The organism is Winogradskyella sp. ECml5-4 (assembly GCF_036903175.1).
Lineage (GTDB): Bacteria > Bacteroidota > Bacteroidia > Flavobacteriales > Flavobacteriaceae > Winogradskyella > Winogradskyella damuponensis.
In genome coordinates this window covers 293339-315486 of sequence record NZ_JAYJLF010000005.1, presented here as the reverse complement: position 1 = coordinate 315486, position 22148 = coordinate 293339, and the positions used below count along the sequence as shown (strand labels likewise).

Below are 22148 nucleotides of genomic sequence, written 5' to 3'. Positions count from 1 at the left end.
TAAAAATGAAACTTGGAACATCGAAGGTATTGGAAGTAGTGCAAAAATTTATATATTTGACCGTTACGGAAAATTATTAAAACAATTGAGTCCAGATGGAAACGGTTGGAACGGAACGTTTAATGGTAATGCTATGCCAACGAGTGACTACTGGTTTACAGTAGAATACAACGAACCAATAACTAATGAACGTAAAGAATATAAAGCCCATTTTACCTTGAAACGATAAAAAATTATGAAATTAAAAAAGTATTGTTTAGTAGCATTTATAGCTTTTTTGGCAAATTTTAGTTTTGCCCAAGAGGGAATTCCTATTTATTCGGATTATTTAACGGATAATTATTATTTAATTCACCCCTCTATGGCTGGTGTTGCTAATTGTGCCAAAATAAGGCTAACAGCAAGGCAACAATGGTTTGGTGTTGATGATGCACCAAGTGTTCAAACATTAAGTATGAACGGAAGATTAGGTGATTCTCCTGTTGCGATTGGAGGAATTCTTTTTAATGACGCAAATGGTTACCACTCAACAGTTGGTGGTTATGCAACATTTGCTTATCATTTAATGTTTTCAAGAAATGAGATTGACTTAAATATGTTGTCATTTGGTTTAAGTGCTGGATTTCTTCAGTATAAATTAGATGAAACAAGTTGGTTAGTTCCAGGTGAGCCTTTAGATGATGCTGTTGGATATATAGTACAAAGTGATACTAACTTTAATATTGACTTCGGTTTTTCTTATCATTTTATAGATTTTTATGCCCATTTTACAGCTAAAAATATTTTAGATAATGAAGGTATTAACTGGAATCGTATAAGTGGTTTCGAATTTAAAAATCTAAGAACTTATTTACTTTCTTCAGGTTATACTTTCAGTAAGTTTGGTAGTGAGTGGAGTTATGAGCCTTCTTTAATGTATATGTATAGAGATGCGACAAAAGAATCATCTATTGATATCAATGCTAAAGTTTATAAAGAAATGGATTTTGGTAAAGTTTGGGGTGGTTTATCTTATAGAAGAAGTTTAGATGGTGCAGAATTTCAAGATGGATCTGGTGTTAGTAACCAAAAGCTACAGTACATTACTCCATTTTTAGGAATTGATTATAACAATTTTGTGTTTGCTTATACGTATTCTTATCAAGCAAATACTGTAAACTTTAATACAGGTGGTTTTCATCAATTAACTCTTGGTTTCAATTTTAATTGTAGAAGAGAGAAATATGAATGTAACTGTCCTGCGGTAAATTAATAGTATATTTTTTATATATAAAAAAGGCTCAATGTAAATTGAGCCTTTTTCTTTTTACTTATTATTCCCATTTATAATTTTTCTTTTCGGCTTGAGTTTTTAATGCTTTTATCATAGCCGTTTCTAAATTGTTTGTAGCATTATTACTTTGTTGTGTAACAAAATTCCGACGTTTTATATTTAATGCAACAATTTGATCTTGAAGTTTGTTACGCTCTTTAGATTTCTTTTCAATAAAGGACTTAATTTCAGATTTAGATTTCCCTTGTAATTCTTTTGGTAGTTGTTTGTTATCTAGCGCTTCATAAGAAAAATCTTTTTCTTTTTCGGCATCTACCAAATCCCAAGAGCTGTTTTTATACAGACGAGAACTTTTACTAACGGTTCTGCTCACTGCATTTGCTTTATTATAGCTTCTTGCATTTGAATCTTGTTCTGCTTGCATTTCCATTTTGGCTCTGCCGGCACTTCCATAAGCAATATAGGTTTGATTTAATTTTTCATTGAGTTCTAAAATTTCGTCATCGTAAGGTGAAGCAATATGAATAGTTGCTTCATTATGATTAATTGCCATATAATTTCCATGTGTTAAATCGGCTCCATCTTTCCATTTGGTTGAAATCCCTTGGTTATAATCGCCACAGAAAATAGTATTGACGGTTACATCATTATTGTGTGCGAGCTTTGATGCCTCTTTATAACTTACATTTCCTTGTGAATACGGCTCGTTTCCTGCAATGAAAATAAGCTTTAGGTCATTATTACTACTTCCCCATTCTAATTGATTGAGCGCAGTTTCAATTACTTTTCCGCAGTACTCATTACCACCATTTGTAGTTAATGAAAATAATGATTTTGAAATTTCATCCAAATCATCACTAAAAGCAATAACTTGTCTTAAATAACCTTCTTCTGCGTTAAGGTTATCGTTGCCGTATTCGTAAAGTGCGATTTTAAGATTAGGACTTTTATCTTCACACTTAGCATAGGATAATTCATTTACAATCTTCCAAAGTTGTGCTTTGGCTTGGTCTATTAAACCATCCATACTATTGCTGGTGTCTAATAATAAAGCGACTTTAATTTCTGGGTTTTTATTTTTTGAAGTTGTTTTAATTACTATTTCAGAGATTGCTAAATCTTGAGTTCTATTTTTTGAATTTGCATTGCAAGCCAAAAGTGATACTAAGCTCACAGCAAGGATTAAAGTTTTAAATGGAGTTTTCATATGTTTTATTTTTTAGTGTTTAGTTCCTTAACATCAATAGTGCCGTTTGGAGAAATTACATAATACTTATGGTCTATTTTTGTTTCTACCTTAGGGGTTTCTTTTTTCTCTTTAGGTTTAGGGGTAAAAACAAGTTTTATATTCATACCTATTTGAACAACAGGTTCTAAAATAGAAGGATTAATAACCACATCGTAATTTTCGTAAGTCAAGGGCTGGTAATAGTATGAGGTTTGTTTTTTTGCTGTTGTAATACCTTTATTTTTATCTAAAGCTTCAACAGAAACGCTATTGTAAGCTTGGTAGCTTTGGTAGAAATCTTTTGGAAAATAACAATATTTATCATCTGCAATTGCTACATCATAAGTCGCCATGTCAAAGCCTAAAGCTTGATAATAATTTTTTTTCTCATCGATAAGTTTTAATAATTCATCTTGAAGGTTTTTATAAACCTCCTGAATGTTGTCAATGTAATAATCAACTTTAACTAAATTATAAACTTCGCTTTGCGCACAGGCTTCTAAAATAGATTCAAATTGATTGGTTTTTGTAAATTGAATGTAAATGTTTTGTTGTAATTCAAAGCCTTTAGGAACTTCGGTATATGTTTTACTGAATAATTTTTTTGTGACTTCGACTTCGTAAATAGGAATGAACGAAATGACATCAATAGCTATATTTTTTTGAGTAATGCCTTTAGCATTTAAACGATATTTAATACTGTCTATACGTTCTTTCATTAATTGGTTTGTCTTTTCTGCAGAAGGTCCCATTTGAGAGAGGTTAAAAATGGCAGTATATGTTGTGGCACTAGCATTTTGTAATGCTTTTACATCTACTGTTAATACATTGCTTGGGTAAAGTGTTTGGTTTATTTGTTGCTGAACCGCTGGATTGTAGATTTTGGCATTTCCAGAGCTTAAAATATTTTGTCTCGAAATGTCGCTTGTAATTTCATTATAATTTCCTCTGTGTTGTGCAGAAATAGTAATGCTGCTTATGAGCAAAAGCACTAATCCTAAATTGATTGTTTTCATGTTTAATATTGTTTTTTGATTTATGGGTAAAGCTCTGTCTAAAAAACAGTGCTAAAAAACAAGAATGCGTAAAGAGGGCTTTTGGCTGAGTAAAACCGACGACCTATTTAGTAGCCTAGGCTTTTTATTAGTAAAAAAGGTCTCACTTCTAAACGGTCCATTTTTTGAAACCAAATAAAGTATGTAAGTTTAGTCCAACAAATAAATTGTGTAAGTGAAAATATCTAGAACATATTGTTTTCTATTATTGTTTTGCCTAGTAGGATTTTTATCCTTTGGACAGCAAAATGAAACAAGCAAAAGAACTAATGAGGCTGTGTTTGCCATTAGAGGCTCAGTCTATGAAAAAAGTTCACATACACCTTATCGTGACGTTGAGATATTAGTGAATGGCGGGAAATACACAAGAACTAATTTTGATGGAACATTTAATGTAATGGCCAAGATTGGTGATGAGTTAATTATTAGCCATAAAGATTTTGAAACCATATATTATACCATAAAGTCCAACGAACGTATTACGATTGAAGTTATAGATTCTAAACAGTCTGGCTTACGTTCTAAGCATAAAGGGGATTTTAAACGCTTTAATCAAATGATTGATTCTGCAGATGCCTATCTCAAAAAAGATGCAGAAAAGAGTATTAAGTTTATTGGTAATGCCTTAAATGTAGATATTAATACAGAACAAAGTGCAGAAGCGCATGAGTTGTTAGGAGATATATATAGACATTGGAAACAGTTTGATTTGGCAATTTCTGCGTATAAAATTAGTCTTCAAAATGCAAAGACATCTTCTGCTCAGTTAAAATTAGCAAAGTCTTATCTTGATAATGATGATTTTACAACAAGTCTTTCTACATATAAAACGATGGATCAAAAATCGTTACCTAATTATGATAGGGTAGTTTGGTTTGAAGGTGTTGGTGATGCTTATGTAAAAATTAAGGATTATACTAAAGCTATTACGGCTTACGAAGATGGATTAGAGGTGGCTAACAAACACCTAATAGCACCAAAAGTTACCGACTTAAATTCTAAAATAGCACAGGTTTATAGTATTCAAGGACAGACGAATAAGGCAAAAAGTTACTTTAGTAATTCTTTAAAATTAGCAGAAAAAGAGAATAAAAAAAGGGCTGTTGAAGAACAAGTGAAAGTGGCCGAATTTAATAGTGATAATGCAGATTACGAAAGTGAAATTGTATTAAGGAAATTGGCTATAGAAGGGATAAAAGACATTGAAAATGATTCAGTTATAAGTAATGAAAGCCCTATTACTTCTCAAAAGCAAAATTATAAAATTGGTAATGCGTATTTGTTAAGTAATGATTTAACTAAAGCTATACCATATTTAGAAAAAAGTAGGGAAGAGGCTGGCGAAAAAGGAGATTTAGATGTAAAATTAGATGCAACTCGTAAGCTATCTGAAGTTAATGCTAGATTAGGAAATACTGAAAAAACGATAGCTTATAATGACGAGTATAAAGATGTTGTAGATGAATTATACGCTAAAAAAATTCAGAAAATTTCCCAAGCAGCGCGTTTTAGCCGAAATATTGCTGAACAACAAAATAGAATAACATCTTTAGAAAGTGATCGCGCCTTATCTAAGAGTACTTACGAGTTAACGCAAGAACGAAACAAGAGTCAACAACTCATTATTTATTCGTTAATAGGTGGTTTGGTATTACTTTTAATTACAGGTTTTTTAATGTTTAAATATATAAAGCAACAACGCTTAGCAAATAATTTGTTGGCCTTAAAATCGTTACGAAGTCAAATGAATCCGCATTTTATTTTTAATGCGTTAAACTCTGTGAATACCTTTATAGCAACAAATGATGAACGTACTGCTAATAAATATTTGTCAGATTTCTCACAATTAATGCGTGCGGTTTTGGAGAATAGTGAAGAGGATTTTATTCCATTGAAAAAAGAAATAGAATTATTGAATTTATACACCAAATTAGAGCATTTTAGGTTTCAAGATAAATTTGATTATGCTATAGATGTCGATGAAACCATAGATGTTGAAGAATTCCAGATTCCACCAATGCTATTACAACCGTACATCGAAAATGCGGTATGGCATGGTTTGCGCTATAAAAAAGATAAAGGGCATTTGCATATTCATATTCAGCCAAAATCTAAAGACGAAATAACCATCACTATTTCAGATGATGGAATTGGAAGGGAGCGTTCTAAAACTTTGAAAACAGACCATCAGAAAAAGCAAAATTCTAAAGGAATGACTAACATTAAAAAACGTGTTGCCATTTTAAATGAAATGTATAAAGATAAAGTAGATGTAACGATTGCTGATTTTCAAGAATTGGAAGATGCAGGAACAAAAGTAGTTGTAACCTTAAAAAAAGATTAAAATGTCACATTGAATACAGTCAAAGTGCATTATTTAATAGAAGTATAATTAAAAAGATTACTGCTTTCGCAGGAAATGAATATGAAATTAAACGCCATAATAGTAGAAGACGAAGAAAATAGCAGATTAATTCTAAGGAATTATTTGACGAAGTATTGTCCTAATATTTCAATCCTAGGTGAAGCTGCTAATGTTGAAGAAGCCTTAGTGTTAATTAGAAATAATGATTTAGACGTAGTGTTCTTAGATGTAGAAATGCCTTATGGTAATGCCTTTGATTTATTAGATAAAGTTGGAGATGTTAATTTTGAAACCATATTTGTAACCGCTTATAACCATTATGCCATTGATGCGTTAAATGCACATGCGTCTTATTATTTAATGAAACCCATTTCTATTGATGAGTTGATAAAGGCTGTAGATTATGTAACAGAAATTAGAACAAAGGAAGATGCATTGCAAGATCAAGTTTTAGTGCCAAAAACGAATGTTGTGAGTGGTAAAATTACCATTCCACAACAAGATGGCTTCGAAGTTATAGAAACAGCAGACATTATGTATTGTAAGGCTGATGATAACTACACCGAAATATATCTAAACAATAACAAGAAGAAACTTGTGAGTAAAACTTTAAAGTATATTGAAGAAAGTTTAAAAGACTCCAATTTTGCTAGAGTCCACAAAAGTTACTTAGTCAACGTCAATGAAATAGTGAAATATGTAAAAGGCAAAGGCGGAAGTGTGGTCTTAAGTAATGGTAAAGAGATTATGGTATCAGCTTCAAAGAAGTCTGACTTGTTGTCTTATTTTAAGTAACCAATCCCTTTGGAAAAAGGAAGCTCATGAATCAAAATATAATTAGGTTTTTAAGATTTTCGATTGGGCTCAAACTGACAGTGTTTTTAAACCGTTAATTCTACAACCGACCCTTCGTTAGCTCTTACATTAAAAACCGTATTATCTTCAAAAATGAAATATTGTCCTTTAATACCAACTAATTTTCCAGAATAATTTGGAGTTTTACTTAGATTAAGGCTTTTAGGTTTTAAAGGGTATTGTTCTACAGGAAAATGTATGTGTGTTTCAGAATTGTTTTCAATAAAATAGGGTTGTGCTTCTTCAGGAATGTATGGTTTTAATTTTTGTCTCCATGCTAACAAATCTTCATCTTTAATATCATTTTTTAGCATAGTTCGCCAATTGGTCTTATCAGCAACATGATCTTTTAAAGCAACTTCAGTAATGCCTGCTAAATAGCGGTTGGGTACTTCTACAATTTCAACAGCTTCATGAGCGCCTTGGTCAATCCAACGTGTTGGTACTTGACTTTTTCTAGTTACTCCAACTTTTACGTTACTAGAATTGGCTAAATACACAATATGTGGTTGCAATTGCACTTTTTTCTCGTAGTCTAAATCTCTATCTTCTTTGTCTAAATGTGCTGTACTTAATTCTGGTCGCATTATCCAATCTCCTGCAAGTGGTTTGTCAAAAAAGCAAGTTTTACAAAAGCCTTGGCGGTAAATAGGCCTGTCTAATCCACAGCTTAAACATTGATGTCCAACAAGTTTTATGTCAATGGTTTTGTTTAATAATTGATTCACGTGAATAAAATCATGTTTAAAGACCAAATAGTATTGAATTGGCTCTAAAAATTCAGTTTGCATTTTTGTGAGGACTCCTGTGTAAACCATGAAAGAATTTTAGTATTTTTAGCATTCATTTATCTCGTAAAGATAGCCAATCTATGCCAATTCCTATTGTAAATTCTATAGCTTCATGGTTTTTGAAAAAACGATTCCATCAAATTGAACTGTTTTTAAAATACCCAAACGAAGTACAGAATGAATTGCTTTTTAGCTTGTTAAAAGTAGCAAAAGACACAGAAATTGGTAGAAAATATGACTTTGATTCTATAAAAACGTATAGAGAATTTAACGAACGTATACCAATTGTAAATTACGAAGAGTTTCAACCTTTAATAGAACGTTCGCGTAATGGCGAACAAAATATTTTCTGGCCTAGACCTATAAAATGGTTTGCTAAGTCTAGTGGAACGACTAACGCTAAAAGTAAATTTATTCCTGTAAGTCTCGAATCTTTAGAAGATTGCCATTATGCAGCAAGCAAAGATTTATTATGTATGTATTTAAATAATAATGAAGATGCACAGTTGTTTACAGGTAAAAGCTTAAGATTAGGTGGTAGTAAAGAATTATACAAAGAGAACGGCACTGTATTTGGAGATTTAAGTGCTATTCTTATAGATAATATGCCGTTTTGGGCAGAATTTAGCAGTACACCTAGTAATAGAGTGTCGCTAATGAGCGAATGGGAGACTAAGATGCAGGCTATAGTTGAAGAAACTATAGAGGAAAATGTAACAAGTCTTGCAGGTGTACCATCTTGGATGCTAGTTTTACTTAATAATGTACTAGATAAAACAGGAAAGGACAGTCTTTTTGATATTTGGCCTAATCTAGAAGTTTACTTTCATGGTGGAGTAAATTTTAATCCTTATGTAGAACAGTACAAGGCTATTTTACCTTCTAATAAATTTAGATATTACGAAATATATAATGCCTCTGAAGGCTTTTTTGCTATTCAAGATCAAAACAGTTCTAGTGATTTATTGTTGATGCTAGATTATGGTATTTTTTATGAGTTTATTCCAATGGACGCCTATGGTACCGAAGCACAAATCGTGATTCCGTTGAGTGATGTACAGTTAAATACTAATTATGCTGTGGTTATTACAACTAATGCAGGATTGTGGAGATACAAAATTGGCGATACGATTCGATTTGTAAGTCTGAGTCCGCATAGAATTAAAGTGACAGGCAGAACTAAACATCATATCAATGCTTTTGGTGAAGAATTAATTATAGAGAATGCCGAAGAAGCTTTTAAAAGTGTATGCAAACGTACATCAGCAGAAATAGTAGATTATACTGCTGCACCAATTTTTATGGAAGGTAAAGAAAAAGGTGCACATGAGTGGATTATTGAGTTTAAAACTCCGCCTAAAAACATGTCTTATTTTGAAGAGTTATTTGACAATGCTTTAAAAGCTTTAAACTCTGATTATGAGGCTAAGCGTTTTAATAACATGACGTTAAATAAACCAACCATTCATAGTGCAAGACCCAATTTGTTTTATGATTGGTTAAAAGAAAATGATAAACTTGGTGGCCAACATAAAGTCCCTCGATTATCTAATAATAGAGTTTATTTAGAAGAATTATTACATCTCAATACCCAATAAATTGGCTTTGGTGCCCATAAAATAAGCACAACAACGGTTTATCCTGAAAAAAAACACAAAAAAACGGTATAACGAAAATTACTTGTGTTTTACCTAATAATTAAAGCGAACACGCCTTACTTTGAGTGTGGCTTATATCTTAGCTAAAAATTAATGTGCTATTAACTTTTACAATCCCTTAACATATATTGCTAGCAATATTATATTAATCAATCCCGAACTAAAAAAACCACAATTTCAATATTAGAAATTGTGGTTTTTTATTTTAAAAGTAATACTAACTTAAGATACGGCCTTCAACTTCTTTAATGTTGATTTGTTTAATCTATCCTCAGCATAAGCCTTAGTTATGTTTAATTTTGTTTCACCAGAACCAGGCAATTCAAACATCGCTTCAGTTAAGATTTCTTCGCAAAGCGATCTTAAACCACGAGCTCCGAGTTTGTATTCAATAGCTTTTCCTACAATATAATCTAAAGCGCCATCTGTAATGGTAAAATTAACATCATCCATTTCAAACAGTTTTTTATATTGTTTAATAATGGCATTTTTAGGTTCTGTTAAGATTGCTCTTAAGGTTTTAGCATCTAAAGGATCCATGTAAGTTAATACAGGTAAACGACCAATTATTTCAGGAATTAATCCAAAATCTTTTAAATCCTTAGGTATAATATATTGTAAAATGTTATCCTTATCAACACTTTCTTTATTTATAGAACTATAACCAATAGCTTGCATGTTTAAACGTTTCGTAATTACACGTTCAATACCATCGAATGCTCCACCAGCAATAAATAAAATGTTTTCGGTATCTACTTCAATAAATTTTTGATCTGGATGCTTACGACCTCCTTTTGGTGGTACATTAACTACAGTACCTTCTAAAAGTTTTAATAAAGCTTGTTGTACGCCTTCTCCAGATACATCTCTAGTAATTGATGGATTATCGCTTTTACGAGCAATCTTATCAATTTCGTCAATAAAAACGATGCCGCGTTGTGCTTTTTCAAGATTGTAATCTGCAGCTTGTAATAAACGTGTTAAAATGCTCTCCACATCTTCACCTACATAACCAGCTTCTGTTAACACTGTTGCATCAACAATTGCAAGAGGTACATTTAGCATTTTAGCAATAGTCTTTGCCATTAATGTTTTTCCTGTACCTGTTTGCCCAACCATTATGATATTACTTTTTTGTATTTCAATATCATCTTCTGTTGGTGCTTGTAATAAACGTTTATAGTGATTATAAACTGCAACAGACATTACACGTTTGGTGTTTTCTTGTCCAATAATATATTCATCTAAAAAGCCCTTAATTTCTTTAGGCTTTCTTAGCATTAATTCTGCACTTAATTCAGAATTACCAGTTTGTTTGGATTCTTCTATTACAATACCATGTGCTTGCTCAATACAACGATCACAGATGTGTGCATCTAAACCTGCAATAAGTAAGCTGGTTTCTGGCTTTTTCCTACCACAAAATGAACATTCTAATTCTTCCTTTGCCATCTTCAATGTTTTTAATTCTTGCTAAAGCAAGAATCTTAAATTTTACGTTTAATTAATTAGTCGAAAGTAGTTATAATTACTTTCGTTCTAAAATTTCATCAATCATTCCGTAGTCTAAAGCTTCTTGAGAGCGCATCCAGTAATCTCTATCAGAATCTTTTTCCACTTGTTCAATAGATTTTCCAGAATGTTTAGCAATTACGGCATATAATTCTTCTTTAACTCTAATGGTTTCTTTTAAAGCAATTTGCATATCGCTTAATTGACCTTGAGTTCCGCTACTTACTTGGTGAATCATTACACGAGAATGCTTTAACGCAGAACGTTTTCCTTTTTCTCCAGCACATAATAATACCGCTGCCATTGAAGCCGCAATTCCTGTACATATAGTTGCTACATCTGGTTTTACAAATTGCATTGTGTCATAAATACCTAAGCCTGCATATACAGAACCTCCTGGTGAATTGATATAAATTTGAATATCCTTTGAGGCATCAGTACTTTGTAAAAATAGTAACTGTGCTTGGATTATATTGGCTACTTGGTCGTTAACACCTGTGCCTAAAAATATAATACGATCCATCATTAAACGCGAGAATACATCAAAAACGGCGATGTTCATCTGACGTTCTTCAATAATATTAGGCGTCATGTTAGAAGGGTACATGCTCTCGATAATCTTAGAGTAGTAATTGCTATTAATACCTTGGTCTTTTATTGCAAATTTTTCAAATTCTTTTCCGTAATCCATATGAATTTTAATTCTTTTAATTAATGTTTTTTCAATAAAGCACTGCTACTGTGCTTAGTGTGATATTAGTTTTTTATGAAAAATATATTCCAAAAAAAAGCGTAAAATTTTTACATTTTACGCCTTAAAGATACTAATAATTTTTAGGTTACCGTTTTAACGTTAACCACATTTTTAAGGTTTTAAGGCTAAGCCTTAATATTTTTAAATTAGCTATAGAATTCTTTTACAAAATCATCATAAGTGATGTCTTTGGTTTTAATATTAGCTTCAGTTTTGTATAAGTTTAATAACTTCTGACTCATTAATTGCTCAGACATACGCTTTACTTCGTCTTGGTTTCCTAAGATACGAGCTGCAATGTCTTCTAATTCTTTATCTGAAGGATTCATTTGACCAAACTGAGCCATCTGACCTTTAATCATTTCCATAGCATAAGACTTTAATTCTTCAAACTGAACTTGTAGCTTGTGCTCTGTGATTAATTTACCTTCAATAAGTTGGTAGCGCATGCTTTTTTCAGACTTTTCGTATTCTTCTTTAGCTTGCTCTTCAGTCATTTCTTCTTCACCTGCAGTTTGCATCCATTTTTGTAAGAAGCTTGCTGGTAAATCGAATTTTGTGTTTTCGATTAAGTTTTCGGTAACATCATTTAGCAATTTCTGATCACCTTGTTGTGCAAATTGCTTTTCTGAATCTTCCTTTATCTTATCTTTTAATTCTGTTACTGATGTTACAACTCCTTTTCCGAATAATTTATCAAATAATTCTTGATCTAAATCTGCTAATTCACGTTCGTTAATTTCAGTGATTGTAAAATTCACATCAATATCTAAACCATGAGCATCATCGTGAGATACCTTTAAGAAGGTCATTAAGTCATGATCATCGTTAAATAATCCTTTTGTTTTTAGTGAAATAACATCGCCAACTTTTGCTCCCATAAATTTCTTAGGATTTGTTTTTCCTTTCAATTTATCTAAAGTAAGCATTGTAGAATTATCGATTTCTTTTTCTTCGTTTGTAAACGTTCCTGTAATTTCAGAATCTTTTGTTACTTCGCTTTGAGAAACAATTTTACCATATTGCTTTTGGATGTTTTCAACTTGATCGTTGATCATCTTGTCATCTGCCACAATATTATAATGCGTTATTGCTTTCTTACTTTTTAGATTTACATCGAATTCTGGTGCTAAACCTAATTCAAATTCAAAAGTAAATGCCTCAGCATCCCAATCTAAATCGTCTTGAGCTTTTGGTAACGGGTTACCTAATACATCTAATTTTTCTTCAACTAAATACTTACCTAGAGCATCTTGTAATAATTTATTTACTTCATCTACTAAAACCGCTTTACCATATTGCTTCTTTACCATTCCCATTGGTACGTGACCTTTTCTAAAACCAGGAATGTTTGCAGACTTACGGTAATCTACTAATATTTTTTCTACTTTATCGCTGTAATCTTCTTTGGCGATATCAACTTTTACAACTGCATTTAATGCGTCGATGTTTTCTCTTGTAATATTCATTTTCTTGAAACTAAAATTGGGCTGCAAAAATACAATATTTTTTACAACCCAACAATAGTTTTAAGCGTTTGTATATCAGCTACTTTTTGTCGTCTTTTAAAAAGGATTGTAGCAATGATTGTAAGATAGATAGCAGAATACTAAATAATATGGCTGTCCAAAAACTTGAGACACTAAATCCGTCTACAAGTTTATCTGCTAATAGAATGATGAGGGCATTGATGACTAATAAAAAAACACCCAAAGTCATAATGGTAATTGGTAAGGTGAGGATAACTAAAAAAGGTTTTACCAGCAAATTAAGAATTGATAAAACTACAGCGACAATAATAGCCCCAACATAACCATCTACATGGACTCCATTGAGTATGTTAGCCAAAACAAAAACAGCTAAGGCGTTTAGTAAAAGTCTAATCAGTAAATTCATAATTTCAATATTTAATTAAGTTTACCTAAGATACAAAATTCATCACAGCTTTGTAAAACTCTTTAGGGTTTTCTGCGTGTAACCAATGTCCGGCGTTAGAGATTGTTATAATTTTAGAATTTGGAAAATGTCGATGAATTATAGTTTCATCTGCTTCTCCAATATATTCTGAGCGATCACCTCTCAAAAACAACGTGTCTTTTTGAAAGGTTGCATGTATAGGAAGTGCTTCTCCTACCTCAGAAACGTTTGCTTTTAAAACGTCTAAATTAATACGTAAACCTAATTGTCCTTTTTCTACCCAGTATAAATTTTTGAGTAGAAACATACGAGTTCCAACTTCGTGAACATAATTACTTAATGCTTTGTCTGCTTCGCCTCTGGTTTTGAGTTCTGAAAAGTTTAATTGACTTAAGCCTTCTAAAATGGCATCATGATGTACAGGGTAATAACGTGGAGAGATATCAGCGACAATAAGGTTGTTTACTAACTCAGGGTATTTAGTAGCAAAAAGCATTGCTGTTTTTCCACCCATAGAATGGCCTAATAAAACAACCTCTTTTAGGTTGTTGGTTTTGCAATAGATTTTTAAATCTTCAGCCATTACGTCGTAATCAAATTCTTCAGAATGAAAGCTACGACCATGATTACGTTGGTCTACAAGATGAACTTCAAAATTAGCTTCAGAAAATTGTTTGGCTAGGGTTTTCCAATTGTCACCCATTCCTAAAAATCCGTGTAGAATTATAAATGGTTTTCCTTCTCCTATTATATTTGAGTGTAAATTCATGTTTTTGAGTTTGAAGTTTCTTTAAACGTCGTGTTTTTAGCTTATTTTATTTCAGTTTTTCTAAATACATCCCAATAACATTTTCAATACCTAAGTATAGACTTTCGGCAATTAAAGCGTGTCCAATAGAAACTTCCAGCAAACCTGTTATGTTTTCTTTAAAGAATTTAATATTATCTAAAGATAAATCATGTCCTGCGTTAATACCAAGTTGCATGGTATTTGCTAAACCAGCACATTCCATATAAGGGTTTATGGCGTCTTTGTTTCCTAAGCTATATTGATGAGCAAAAGCTTCAGTGTAAAGTTCTATACGGTCAGTTCCGGTTGCTTTTGCACCTTCTATTTGGTGTAAATCAGGATCTACAAATATGGATGTTCTGATGCCGTTACTTTTAAATTCCTTAATTACTTCAATTAAAAAATTTTTATGTTTTATAGTATCCCAACCTGCATTAGAGGTAATTGCATCTACAGAATCAGGTACCAAGGTAACTTGTGTTGGCTTAATTTTTAATACCATATCTATAAATTTGGGAATAGGATTCCCTTCAATATTATATTCTGTGTAAACTTCTGGTTTCAGGTCGTAGGCATCTTGGTAGCGAATATGTCTTTCATCTGGTCTTGGGTGAATGGTAACACCTTCAGCTCCAAAACGCTGTACGTCTTTTGCAAACTGAACGACATTTGGTACATCACCTCCACGACTATTTCTTAGCGTAGCTATTTTATTTATATTAACACTTAATTTGGTCATTTTATTAGATTTTCTATTACAAAAATACAGAACTCAACCTTACTTTTTGGTTTAACCGAAAAGTTTCAGCTCTGTGGTAAAGTATTTTTTTTTGATTATGGTTTAGTTGCGAGTATAAAAAATGTAAAGTTATAATGTAAAATGGTAATTTTGTAAATTGAAGAAAAAGTAAAGCTAAGCTCTAAAAATGAGCACAAGCTTTTTGTGGTTATTTTTGATTAATTTGCAACTTATTTAATATTGTATAATGGAGCTTCAAGATTTTGTAATAAATGATATAAAACCGTTGAGTATTACTGATAAAGTAAGCGATTTAAAATTGCTTTTTAATCAGTTAACATATTCACATATTCCTATTCATAAAGATGGTGTGTATATGGGATGTGTTTCAGAAACTGACGCGCATTGTTTTGAAGGTGCTAATTCTATTAGTGACTGTAATTATGCTATAGAAGGTTTTTTTGTAAGGCCAACGACTATTTGGTTAGATGTGCTCGAAGCGTTTGCACAAAACGATTCTAATATTATGCCCATCTTAGATCAAAACAATAAATATCTTGGTTATTATGAGTTAAATGATATCATTCATTTGTTTAATGAAACACCTTTCTTTGCAGAGCCAGGCGGTATTTTAATTGTTGAAAAAGGAATTAACGATTATTCGTTTAGTGAAATTAGTCAGATTGTAGAGTCTAACAACGCTAAATTACTAGGTGCTTTTATTTCTAAAATGGATAGCGATTTAGTGAGGATAACGGTAAAAATTGGTAACGCTAGTATTAATGACGTTATTCATACTTTTAGACGTTATAGTTATAATATTATTTCAGGTCATGAAGAGGATTCTTATATCGAAAGTTTAAAAGATCGCTCGCAATATCTCGATAAATACCTAAATATGTAATTATGAAGGTAGCAATTTACGGGCAGAATTATGTAAAAGAAACAACTCAAGAAACAGTTCAGCAGCTTTTTAATTTTTTGTTATTAAAACATGCCACTGTTTTTTTTGAAAGTGAATTTTTAACAACTCAAAATACAGCCATTCAGAATAGTTCAGAAGTTAAAACATTTGACGAATTAGATACGAGTTATGATTTATTAATAAGTGTAGGAGGTGATGGTACTATATTAAGAGCTGTAACTTATGTGAGAGATTTAGGTATTCCTATAGTGGGAATTAATACAGGACGTTTGGGGTTTTTAGCAACGATACAAGTTGAAGATATTCAAACAGCCTTATCAGAAATATTTAGTGGTGATTATAAAATTTCTGAACGTTCATTATTAAGTGTCACAACTGATCCAGGACATAATGATGTCGTTAATACAAGTTTTGCACTTAACGAAATTGCATTAAGTCGAAAAAATACAACATCTATGATTACCGTTGAAACACATCTTAACGGTGAATATTTAACCTCATATTGGGCAGATGGACTCATATTATCTACGCCCACAGGTTCTACAGGATATTCTTTAAGTTGTGGTGGGCCAGTAATTGCTCCTGATGCAAATAATTTTGTGTTAACTCCAATAGCACCACATAATTTAAGCGCACGTCCTTTGGTTATTCCAGACAATACAACAGTAACCTTAAAAGTTAGCGGTAGAGAAGATCAGTTTTTAATGTCGTTAGATTCAAGGATTGTAACATTATCTAATACCACAACAGTTACTGTAAAAAAAGCAGATTTTGTTGTAAAAATGGTAGAACTACTAGACGAAACCTTTTTGGCAACACTCCGAAAAAAGTTGCTTTGGGGAGAAGATCGACGTAACTAAAGCTAAATAATACAATAAATACCTCTTTAAATTGTTAATGAGTAAGACAATTTGCATCAAATTGTTACACACAAATCTTAATTGTTATATTTGCAAACTTTGAAAAATTTATGAGGTATATTTTTCTAATTATTTTAAGTACTTTTATTATTAATAAGGCTGATGCTCAAATCTATGAGGTTGGTATATTTGCTGGTGGAAGTAATTTTATTGGAGATGTTGGTGCAACAGATTATATTTCGCCAAATCAACCTGCTTTTGGTATTGTTGCAAGATGGAATAGAAGTCCAAGGCATTCGTTTAGAGCTTCTTTAATATTTTCAGACTTAAAAGGGGTTGATGGAGAATCTGACGATCCTAGGCGAAAACAACGTGGTTATCAGTTTGATACAAGTATATTGGAAATTTCAGCAGGAATGGAATTTACATTTTTAGATTTCGACTTACATTCGAGTGGTATGAAAGGTACACCATATTTGTATTCGGGTATTTCTCTAGCCAATCATGATAATTATTATTTTACTCCAACAGGTGAGTATACATCAGAAGGCACAAGTAGTTGGGCGGTAGGAATTCCTATGGCTTTGGGATATAAAACAAACATAGCATATCACCTTGTTTTGGCGGCAGAAATTGGTGCACGTTATACTTTTTCGGATGAGTTAGATGGAAGTGTTCCAGATTCTGTAGATAGAGAAGTATTTAGTTTTGGAAATACGAATAACACAGATTGGTATATGTTTACAGGAATTACATTAACTTACACCTTTGGAAGAAGACCATGCTATTGCAATTTTTAAATGAGTTTAAAAGATCAAATAAATAAAGAAAAGTTACCTAAACATGTTGCTATTATTATGGATGGCAACGGTCGTTGGGCAAAACAAAAAGGAATGTTACGCGCTATTGGTCATGAAAATGGGACAAAGTCAGTAAGACAAACCGTTGAAGCAAGTGCAGAGATAGGAATTAAAAACCTAACACTTTATGCTTTTTCTACAGAAAATTGGAACAGACCAAAGTTAGAAGTACAAACCTTAATGAAGCTTTTAGTAAAATCTTTAAAAAAGGAAATTAAAACACTTCAAGACAATAGTATAAAACTCTGTGCAATTGGTTGTTTGAGCGATTTACCTAAAAAAGCGCATCAAGAACTATTAGATGTTATAGAAAAGACAAAGGATAATAAAAATATGACATTAACTTTAGCATTAAGCTATGGTTCTCGTGAAGAAATTGTTAATGTTATTAAAGAATTGTCAGTTAAAGTTAAAAATAATATAATTTCTGCTGAAAGTATTGATGAATCCATTATAAATAAGCATCTTTACACGCAAAATTTACCAGACGTAGACCTGCTTATTCGCACAAGTGGAGAACAACGTATTAGTAATTTTTTGCTTTGGCAAATAGCCTATGCAGAATTATATTTTACAGATATTTTGTGGCCAGATTTTAGAAAAGAAGATCTATATGAGGCACTCATAAATTATCAAAATAGAGAACGAAGATTTGGAAAAACAAGCGAACAACTTACCTAATAAGACAGTATTGAAGTCATTTATTAAATTTATATGTACTGTATTACTATTTACAGTTGCATTTACCAGTAATGCTCAGGTTGAAGAAGGAGAAACCTATTTAATCAAAGAAATAATTGTTACAGGAAACACTAATTTTAGTGCACAAACTATAATTGCTTATTCTAAACTTAGAAAGGATGAAGAGGTACAAGTTGGTGGAGAGAAAATAGCTAATGCTGTTAAAACATTATGGAAATCTAATTTGTTTAGCAGTATAGATATCTATGTTACAAATATAGAAGGCAATACAGCAAACTTAGAAATTCATCTTAGTGATTTACCAGAACTTAAGGATATTACCGTTGAAGGTGTAAGAAAAGGAAAAAAGGAAGAGGTTATTGAAGAGAATAAGCTTAAGCCAGGTCTGAAAGTAACAGAAAACCTTATTGCTACAACTAGAAATTACCTTACCAATAAATATAAGAAAAAAGGATTTTTAAATACTAAAATAAAAATTAGTACGTCACAAGTTATTGACTCTGTAGAGAAAGAGCGTGTTAATATGCGCATTGATATAGACAGAGGCGAAAAAGTAAAAATTAAAACGATTAATTTTGAAGGTAATGAAATAATGGCCGATAAAAAGCTTCGTAGAGCAATGAAAAATACGAAGAAAAAGAATTTTATTCGACTTTTAAAACGTTCAAAATATATTGAAGATAATTTTAGAGAAGATCTTATAAGTGTAGTAGATTACTATAAAGAAAATGGTTATAGAGATGCTAGAATTATATCTGATTCTATTACCTATTTAGATAAGAAAAATATAGCTCTTAATATTAAAGTAGAAGAAGGTGAAAAATACACTTTTGGAAAAATTACTTTTGTAGGTAACACAGTATATACAGATCAGTATTTATCTAGTCTTCTTGGAATAAAAGAAGGAGATACATATAATGGAGTAGAGTTAAGAGAGCGTATTGCAGACGAAACTAATCCAGATGCTAATGACATAACCAATGCTTATCAGAATTATGGTTATATGTTCTCTACAATAAACCCTGTTGAAGTTAGTGCAGAAGGAAATGTAATAGATATGGAAATCCGTATCTCTGAAGGTAAACCAGCGTATTTTAATAATGTTACTGTAATTGGTAATGATGTTACAAACGATCATGTGGTTTATAGAGAATTAAGAACACGTCCTGGTATGCTTTACAGAAAAGCAGATATTATTAGAACCATTAGAGAGCTTGGGCAATTAGGGTATTTTGACGCACAACAGATTTCACCAAATGTTAAAAATCCAAACCCTGTAGATGGTACCTTAGATATAGAGTATTCTGTTGTAGAGCAAGGATCTAGTCAGATACAGTTACAAGGTGGTTATGGTGGAGGAGGCTTCATCGGTACTTTAGGCTTATCGTTTAATAACTTTTCAATAAAGGATATCTTTAAGAAAGACGCTTATAAACCAGTACCAAGAGGTGATGGTCAGAGTTTAGCATTAAGACTTCAAGCAAGTCAGTTTTTTCAAACGTATAGCTTTTCATTTAGTGAGCCTTGGTTTGGTGGTAAAAAACCATTTCAAATGTCATCATCGCTTTCGCATTCAAGACAATTTTTATATGATTCGTCAACAGGAAATGCAGATAAAAGTAAACGTTTTAATATAACAGGTTTAACCTTTGGTCTTTCAACAAGATTGTCAAAGCCAGATGATTACTTTTTGTTATCACAAGCCATAAGTTATCAGCATTATGATCTTCAGAATTACAACACCGGTTTATTTACTTTTGGTGATGGTACTTCTAATAACTTATCTTATACTATTGGATTAAGTAGAAACAACCTTTATAACGATCCAATTTTCCCAACGGGAGGTTCTAATTTTTCAGTATCAGCTAAGTTTTCATTCCCTTATTCATTAGTTAATGGTGTAGATTATGATGCTTTACAGGACGAAAGAGCAGAACAAAACGAAATAATTAGTGATTATCAATCAAATCCAAACCCTAGTTTACAAGAAACTACTTTATATAATAACGCCGCAGAAAGAATAGGTGAAATTGACCAAGAGCGTTTTAAATGGTTAGAGTTTTATAAAATTAAATTTAAAGCAGATTGGTATCAGGCTTTAACTAAAAAATTAATATTACGACCAAGTGTAGAGTTTGGATTCCTTGGAGCTTATAATAATGCACGTGGTGTAATTCCTTTTGAGCGTTTCTTTGTTGGTGGTGATGGTTTAGGTAATTTTTCATTAGATGGAAGGGAAGTTGTGCAATTACGTGGTTATCCAAACCAGTCGTTATCATCAGAAGATGGAGGTTCAATCTATAATAAATTTTCTTTAGAATTAAGATATCCTATCACTTTAGGTGCACAAGCTAAAATTTATGCATTATCATTTTTAGAAGCAGGTTCATCTGTAAATGACTTTAAAGATTTTGATCCATTTAACCTTCAAAGATCTGCCGGTTTTGGACTGCGAATTTTTATGCCAGCCTTTGGTTTACTTGGGATAGACTTTGGTCATGCCTTTGATGAATCTCCATATGGAGCAACAGTCAAAAAATGGGAAACACACTTTATTATTGGGCAGCAATTTTAAGTTTGGCACGATATTTTCTAATAGCTAAACAAGGATTTCATCATGGTGTTAAAATTTTTAAGAATATATTTCGTTAAATTTGATGATTAGTAATACTAAAATGATAACACATTTGGTTTTACAAGTAAAATGTCTCAAAATACAAAAACAAAAATGATGAAATTTAAAGTTCTTTTTTTACTAGCAACAATAAGCCTGTTGAGCTTTACTGCAAATGCCCAGCGTGGAGTAAGAATAGGTTATATAGATACAGAATACATTTTACAAAACGTACCTGAATACCAACAAGCCTCTACGCAGTTAGATAAAAAGGTGAAAGATTGGAAATCTGAAATAGAAACAAAATTAAGAGCCATAGAACAAAAGAAATCAGAGCTTGATAATGAACGTGTCCTTTTAACTAAAGAATTATACGATGAGCGTTTTGAGGATATTTCTTTTGAAGAAGCTGAAATTTTAGATTATCAACAAAAGCGTTTTGGACCAGATGGAGATTTAATGATTCAAAAGCGTCAGTTAATAGAACCTATACAAGATCAAATTTTTGCAGCAGTGCAAGATATCGCAGAAACTGGAAAGTATGATTTTGTATTTGATAAATCAGCAGATGTTGTGATGTTGTATTCTGCAGAACGTTATGATATTAGTGAGCGTGTACTGCAAACAATTACAAGAACATCTAAAAGATCACAAGCTAAAAATAAAAAAGAGCGCAAGGCATTAGAAGATGAAGCGGTTGTGCCAGTTGTAGGAGGAGGAGATAAGGATGCTCGTCAACAAGCATTAGAGGATCGTAAAGCTAAACGTGAAGAAGAATTGGCAGCTAAACGTGCAGAACGTGAGAAAGCAGCAGAGGATAGAAAAAAAGCACAAGAAGCATTACGCGACGCTAAAAAGAAAGAGGCAGAAGAGCGCCGTCAAAAGGCCATAGAGGCAAGAAATAATAAATCTGCTTCTACTTCTGATAAAGCTACAGCAAAAGATTCTACAGCAAGTGCGAGACCAATTGTAAAAACAGATAGTACAAAAGCTAAAGGTGCTGTTAAAAAAGACTCAATAAGCTCTAAAAAGCCTAAAACAGCTGCGGAAATAGCAGAAGCACAACGCCTTAATAAAATAAAAGAAAGAGAAGCACGTCAGAAAGCTTTAGCAGATAGAAAAAATAAAATTTTAGAAGAACGTAAAAAAGCACGTGAAGAGCGAGAAAGACAAGTAAAAAGACTAGATTCTATCGCTAAATCCAAGAAAAACGGAGACAACTAGAAGTAAACAATTAATAATTTATAACA

The 22148-nt window shown here is 31.9% G+C and carries 20 protein-coding genes; 11 read left to right on the top strand and 9 right to left on the bottom strand.

The window, feature by feature from the left end; genetic code table 11:
- Together VDP25_RS06275 and VDP25_RS06270 are read left to right on the top strand one after the other, a co-directional pair.
- The coding region (locus VDP25_RS06275) for a T9SS type B sorting domain-containing protein (RefSeq protein ID WP_334467913.1) at window positions 1-229 on the top strand (229 nt) is incomplete at its 5' end.
- 6 nt (window positions 230-235) lie between these two features.
- The gene (locus VDP25_RS06270; RefSeq protein ID WP_215928322.1) at window positions 236-1252 is read left to right on the top strand and encodes a PorP/SprF family type IX secretion system membrane protein; all 1017 of its coding nucleotides are present in this window, start codon (window positions 236-238) and stop codon (window positions 1250-1252) included.
- A gap of 61 nt (window positions 1253-1313) precedes the next feature.
- Here VDP25_RS06270 and VDP25_RS06265 read toward each other — a convergent pair whose 3' ends face one another.
- Together VDP25_RS06265 and VDP25_RS06260 are read right to left on the bottom strand one after the other, a co-directional pair.
- On the bottom strand, window positions 1314-2480 hold the full coding sequence (locus VDP25_RS06265) for a vWA domain-containing protein (RefSeq protein ID WP_334467909.1): 1167 nt from the start codon (window positions 2478-2480) through the stop codon (window positions 1314-1316).
- Between the two features lie 5 nt (window positions 2481-2485).
- Window positions 2486-3517 carry an SIMPL domain-containing protein gene (locus tag VDP25_RS06260; protein ID WP_334467907.1) on the bottom strand — a complete coding sequence of 344 codons (1032 nt, stop codon included), beginning with the start codon at window positions 3515-3517 and terminating at the stop codon, window positions 2486-2488.
- Window positions 3518-3731: 214 nt separating this feature from the next.
- Here VDP25_RS06260 and VDP25_RS06255 point away from each other — a divergent pair, with 214 nt between their 5' ends.
- Both VDP25_RS06255 and VDP25_RS06250 read left to right on the top strand, forming a co-directional pair.
- Window positions 3732-5900: a tetratricopeptide repeat-containing sensor histidine kinase gene (locus tag VDP25_RS06255; protein WP_334467905.1), complete on the top strand. Its 2169-nt coding sequence runs from the start codon at window positions 3732-3734 to the stop codon at window positions 5898-5900.
- A gap of 81 nt (window positions 5901-5981) precedes the next feature.
- On the top strand, window positions 5982-6716 hold the full coding sequence (locus VDP25_RS06250; protein ID WP_334467903.1) for a LytR/AlgR family response regulator transcription factor: 735 nt from the start codon (window positions 5982-5984) through the stop codon (window positions 6714-6716).
- An 86-nt stretch (window positions 6717-6802) separates the two neighbouring features.
- Here VDP25_RS06250 and VDP25_RS06245 read toward each other — a convergent pair whose 3' ends face one another.
- On the bottom strand, window positions 6803-7594 hold the full coding sequence (locus VDP25_RS06245) for a DUF2797 domain-containing protein (protein ID WP_215928329.1): 792 nt from the start codon (window positions 7592-7594) through the stop codon (window positions 6803-6805).
- Window positions 7595-7647: 53 nt separating this feature from the next.
- On the opposite strand from VDP25_RS06245, the gene VDP25_RS06240 reads away from it, so the two are divergent.
- On the top strand, window positions 7648-9165 hold the full coding sequence (locus VDP25_RS06240) for a GH3 auxin-responsive promoter family protein (RefSeq protein WP_334467900.1): 1518 nt from the start codon (window positions 7648-7650) through the stop codon (window positions 9163-9165).
- 282 nt (window positions 9166-9447) lie between these two features.
- Here the strand turns inward: VDP25_RS06240 and clpX are convergent, their stop codons facing one another.
- From clpX to VDP25_RS06210, 6 genes are all read right to left on the bottom strand, one after another.
- Complete coding sequence (gene clpX, locus VDP25_RS06235; protein WP_215928333.1) at window positions 9448-10677, bottom strand: ATP-dependent Clp protease ATP-binding subunit ClpX; 1230 nt, start codon at window positions 10675-10677, stop codon at window positions 9448-9450.
- Window positions 10678-10753: 76 nt separating this feature from the next.
- Complete coding sequence (locus VDP25_RS06230) at window positions 10754-11428, bottom strand: ClpP family protease (RefSeq protein WP_215928340.1); 675 nt, start codon at window positions 11426-11428, stop codon at window positions 10754-10756.
- 209 nt (window positions 11429-11637) lie between these two features.
- On the bottom strand, window positions 11638-12960 hold the full coding sequence (tig, locus tag VDP25_RS06225) for a trigger factor (RefSeq protein WP_215928342.1): 1323 nt from the start codon (window positions 12958-12960) through the stop codon (window positions 11638-11640).
- 79 nt (window positions 12961-13039) lie between these two features.
- Window positions 13040-13387, bottom strand: a complete 348-nt coding sequence (locus VDP25_RS06220; RefSeq protein WP_334467896.1) for a phage holin family protein — start codon at window positions 13385-13387, stop codon at window positions 13040-13042.
- 25 nt (window positions 13388-13412) lie between these two features.
- A complete protein-coding gene (locus VDP25_RS06215) occupies window positions 13413-14177 on the bottom strand; it encodes an alpha/beta fold hydrolase (protein ID WP_334467894.1) in 765 nt (254 codons plus the stop codon).
- Between the two features lie 46 nt (window positions 14178-14223).
- Entirely contained in the window at window positions 14224-14937 is a 714-nt protein-coding gene (locus VDP25_RS06210) for a pyridoxine 5'-phosphate synthase (RefSeq protein WP_334467892.1), read from the bottom strand.
- Between the two features lie 247 nt (window positions 14938-15184).
- On the opposite strand from VDP25_RS06210, the gene VDP25_RS06205 reads away from it, so the two are divergent.
- From VDP25_RS06205 to VDP25_RS06180, 6 genes are all read left to right on the top strand, one after another.
- Window positions 15185-15841: a CBS domain-containing protein gene (locus VDP25_RS06205; RefSeq protein WP_334467890.1), complete on the top strand. Its 657-nt coding sequence runs from the start codon at window positions 15185-15187 to the stop codon at window positions 15839-15841.
- Between the two features lie 2 nt (window positions 15842-15843).
- Window positions 15844-16722 carry an NAD kinase gene (locus VDP25_RS06200; protein WP_334467888.1) on the top strand — a complete coding sequence of 293 codons (879 nt, stop codon included), beginning with the start codon at window positions 15844-15846 and terminating at the stop codon, window positions 16720-16722.
- Window positions 16723-16832: 110 nt separating this feature from the next.
- Window positions 16833-17522 carry a type IX secretion system protein PorG gene (porG, locus tag VDP25_RS06195; RefSeq protein WP_334467885.1) on the top strand — a complete coding sequence of 230 codons (690 nt, stop codon included), beginning with the start codon at window positions 16833-16835 and terminating at the stop codon, window positions 17520-17522.
- Window positions 17523-18263: an isoprenyl transferase gene (locus VDP25_RS06190; RefSeq protein WP_215928354.1), complete on the top strand. Its 741-nt coding sequence runs from the start codon at window positions 17523-17525 to the stop codon at window positions 18261-18263. It abuts the gene before it with no gap.
- 10 nt (window positions 18264-18273) lie between these two features.
- Window positions 18274-20859 carry an outer membrane protein assembly factor BamA gene (gene bamA, locus VDP25_RS06185; protein WP_334467882.1) on the top strand — a complete coding sequence of 862 codons (2586 nt, stop codon included), beginning with the start codon at window positions 18274-18276 and terminating at the stop codon, window positions 20857-20859.
- Between the two features lie 153 nt (window positions 20860-21012).
- A complete protein-coding gene (locus VDP25_RS06180; protein WP_334467880.1) occupies window positions 21013-22122 on the top strand; it encodes an OmpH family outer membrane protein in 1110 nt (369 codons plus the stop codon).
- Window positions 22123-22148 lie beyond the last annotated feature (26 nt).